Raw genomic sequence first — 3,283 nt, 5'->3', positions numbered from 1 at the left:
GCGGCGTGCCTCGCCCTTGGCATCCTGGCTGCGCCGCTGGTCAACCAGCCGCCCAGACCGGACGCCAGCTACTCCGTCCAGGCCGGCGAAGGACTGCAGGTCACGGTGGGGATGGTCAAAAAGACCTGGGGCACCGAGCTCGCCGTCGAGGGCCGGAGCCTGCCGGTGGACGGGACTTTGTCGCTGTGGGTGAAAGCCGGCGACGGCGGCGAAGACCGCGCCTGTGCCTGGACGGCAACGCCGGGCGGGAGGGTCAGGATCACCGGGGCCACGCCCCTGCAGCTCGCCAACATCGCCAGCGTCGAGGTGCGGGACGGGCAGCAGGAGACCCTGGCCGTCATCGCCGTGCCGCGGGGATGACAGCCGCGGCGCCAGGGGCCAGCATTATTGTCAGACCCCCTTGCTTTACTCATGGTGGGGGAGCTGTCGATTCCCCACCATCTGCGGCACGCACGTCCGCACCGGCGATTGGGGATTCGTTATGGAACAGGCTTATGTGGTTGTCACCTCCGGGAAAGATCTCGCGCTCCGCCTGATGGCGGCCGGGCGGACCAAACCGGCAGCAGTTATCTCCTGGCATCCCGAGCAGCAGGAGAACCGTATTGACGTGGAACGTATCGCCCGGGAGGTCGGAGATCTGGCAGAGGTCTTTTGGCTGGAAAACGGTCCGGAGAGTTACGCGTTCGGCGACATCCTGCCGTCCGGGGCCCACGTTTTTGGCAACGCGGCGCGGGTCTATGCGGAGGATCTTCGCTGGATGAAGGATGTGCACCGGAGCCCGCTGCGGGTGGCGCGGGACCGCCAGGCGGCGGTCCGTGCGGCCGGGGACATCATCGATGACGTGCTGAGCCTGATCACCGTGGTTCCGCCGAAGGCTGCGCCGGTCCGCACCGCCCCGCGGCGGGTCCGGGGCATCGTCAAGGCCTTCGCCAGTGCCGGTTCCCGGGCAATCATCGAACTGGGAGACGGCAGTTGCTGCACCATCCAGCGCGAGCACGTGGTCCCGCCGGTCCGGCTCGACTGGATGCTGGACCTTGGCCAGCCCGTCGAGGGCGACCTCAACGACGAGGACAAGACGCTCGACATCAACGGCCTCAAGACCGCACCGCGGCTTGCGGAGCTGTACCGGCCCGGCGACCTCGTCCTTGCGCTGGCCGAACAGGTGGGCGCCAGGAACGCGAAGCTCACCCTCTACCCGGGATCCAGCTGGACCGTAGAGCAGTCGAGGATTTCCTCCAACCCCCTCGACACCGCGGACAGCCTGGTGACCGAAGGCGAAGTGGTGGTGGCGCGGTTCCTGCACGACAACGGTGCGGTGGTGTTGTCCCTGCTCGACGTCGACGATGACGCCTGTGTTGTGGAGGCGCCCGCGCTCCTGACGGGCGGTACCCCCTGGCTGCGGTCAGGACGGCACCTCACCGAGCAGCCCGCGTCGGGCCGGACGTTCCCTGCCGGGGCGGCAGGGGCATCCGGACCCCGGGCCGGGGACCCGGAGCAGGATAGCCCGGGGGCACTGGCCGGCACGGTTCCGAAACCGTCGGCTGCGCTGATGTCCACCCAGCTCCAGCTGGAGGCCGAGCGGAGGAAAGTCGCGGCGCTGCAGGAGTTGGTCGCCGCCGCCAGCCGGGCCGGGGCGGGGCTCGTGAGCCTCCAGCGGGAGCAGGACGCGTTGCGGCTGGAACTCGCGGCGGAACAGCTGATCGCGGAGTCGGCCCGGGCGGCCCTGGACGACGCGGAGGCCAGGCTCGCCCGGCGGCAGGAGGAGCTCCTTGACCTCAGGGCCTACAAGCGCCGCACCCAGCCCACGCTCAAGCGTGCGCTCGCCGCCGGTTCGGACGGGCTGTTTGTGAGTCCCGGAGAACGGCTGCGGCACGACCTGTACCTCGCATGGGCCAAAAACGTCCCGGCGTCCGACAAAGCACGGCAGTCGCTGCCCCCGGACTGGAAGGCCGGCCCGGAGTTTGCGGCGTCACTCTACGGCTTCACCGATCCGGGCGTGGTGGCGAAGGCACTGAAGGCCGCGGTGGAGGTCCTCACCGGAACGGCGGACCGGAACACCGCACGAGAAGTCCACCCGCTGCGGGCCACCCCGGGCGGCGACTCCGCCCAGCTGGTGCGTGCGGACGGGGCAAAGTGCTTCCGGGCGGCCATCGAGCAGAACGTGGCGTCGGCCCGGCGGCTGCACTTCTGGCGGCTGCCGGACGGATCTGTCGAGCTGTCGCGCGTGGTGGTCCACGACGACTTCAAGCCCTGACTCAGGCGGCAGGGCGGGCCAGGGGTTGACCTCCGCGAAGAACTGCGATCAGCCCGAAGTCGCCGTCGACCGCCACAATGTCGGCCCGCATGCCGGCCTTCAGGCTCCCGATCTCGGCCTCAAGGCCCAGGATCCTGGCCGGAACCAGGGTCGCCGATTTCACGGCGTCGGCAGGGCTGACCCCGGCCCCGATCGTGCGGCGGACAACTTCCAGCAGCGTGGCCGTGCCGCCGGCGAGGGCCCCGTTGCTCTTCAGCGCCGCCACGCCGTCGCGCACCACCACGGCGGAGGGACCGAGCGCGTAGTCGCCGTCGGGCAGGCCGGTCGCCGCCATGGAATCGGTGACAAGGACGACGTTGCCGGCGCCGACCAGCTCGAAGACCATCCGGACCGTCCCGGGGTCCAGATGGACGCCGTCGCCGATGAGTTCCACAGCGACGGTGCCCCGGGCCGCGAGGCGCAGGCATGCGGCCACCGGGCCGGGCGACCGGTGGTGGAGCGGGGGCATCCCGTTGAACAGGTGCGTCACCGTCGGCCGCTGGCCCGTCCCGGGCCCGGGGTCACCGGAACTAGTAGCGTTCAGGGCTCCGGCGCGGGCGCGGGCGCGCAGGGACTCGGCCGCGCCGGTCAGGGAATCCGCGGTGGTTTGGGCGTCGGCGTCGGTGTGGCCCAGCGAAGGCGTGACGCCATTCGCGGCGAGCATGCTGACCAGCGCGTCGGCGCCCGGCAGCTCGGGGGCATACGTCATGGTCTTGAGGGTGCCGCCAGCCGCATCCAGCAACCGGCGGAGCAAATCGGGGTCCGGGGCCCGCAGCCATTCCGGGTCCTGTGCCCCGCAGCGGGCCTGGGCGAGGAACGGGCCTTCGGAGTGGATGCCCGCGATGAGGCCCTCGTCCGCGAGCTGCCTCAGCACCCCGACTCCCCTCACGAGCTCCTGCCCTGACGCCGTGACGAGGCTGGCCAGCAGTGTGGTTGTTCCGTTGCGGTGCAAGAAGCTGACGGCGTCGCGGCACGCGTGGCTGTCGCCGG

2 protein-coding genes and 1 pseudogene are annotated in these 3,283 nt (G+C 70.7%); 2 read left to right on the top strand and 1 reads right to left on the bottom strand.

Annotated features, from left to right (window positions below; all coding sequences use genetic code 11):
• A pseudogene (locus K789_RS0109365) lies at positions 1–360 on the top strand (anti-sigma factor); the annotation flags it as partial.
• 121 nt (positions 361–481) lie between these two features.
• Positions 482–2,254, top strand: a complete 1,773-nt coding sequence (locus tag K789_RS0109360) for a hypothetical protein (RefSeq protein WP_128081596.1) — start codon at positions 482–484, stop codon at positions 2,252–2,254.
• Position 2,255: 1 nt separating this feature from the next.
• On the opposite strand, the gene K789_RS22740 is transcribed toward K789_RS0109360, so the two are convergent.
• The gene (locus K789_RS22740; protein WP_306376521.1) at positions 2,256–3,245 is read right to left on the bottom strand and encodes an N-acetylglucosamine-6-phosphate deacetylase; all 990 of its coding nucleotides are present in this window, start codon (positions 3,243–3,245) and stop codon (positions 2,256–2,258) included.
• Between the last annotated feature and the right edge of the window lie 38 nt (positions 3,246–3,283).

This window comes from Arthrobacter sp. TB 26 (assembly GCF_000427315.1).
Lineage (GTDB): Bacteria > Actinomycetota > Actinomycetes > Actinomycetales > Micrococcaceae > Arthrobacter.
The sequence above is the reverse complement of the archived record's forward strand: the minus strand, read 5'-3'. Positions and strand labels throughout refer to the sequence as shown.

Excerpts from the sequence above, each read along its gene's own strand:
- K789_RS0109360 (WP_128081596.1), top strand. The coding sequence starts at position 482 with ATGGAACAGGCTTATGTGGTTGTCACCTCCGGGAAAGATCTCGCGCTC.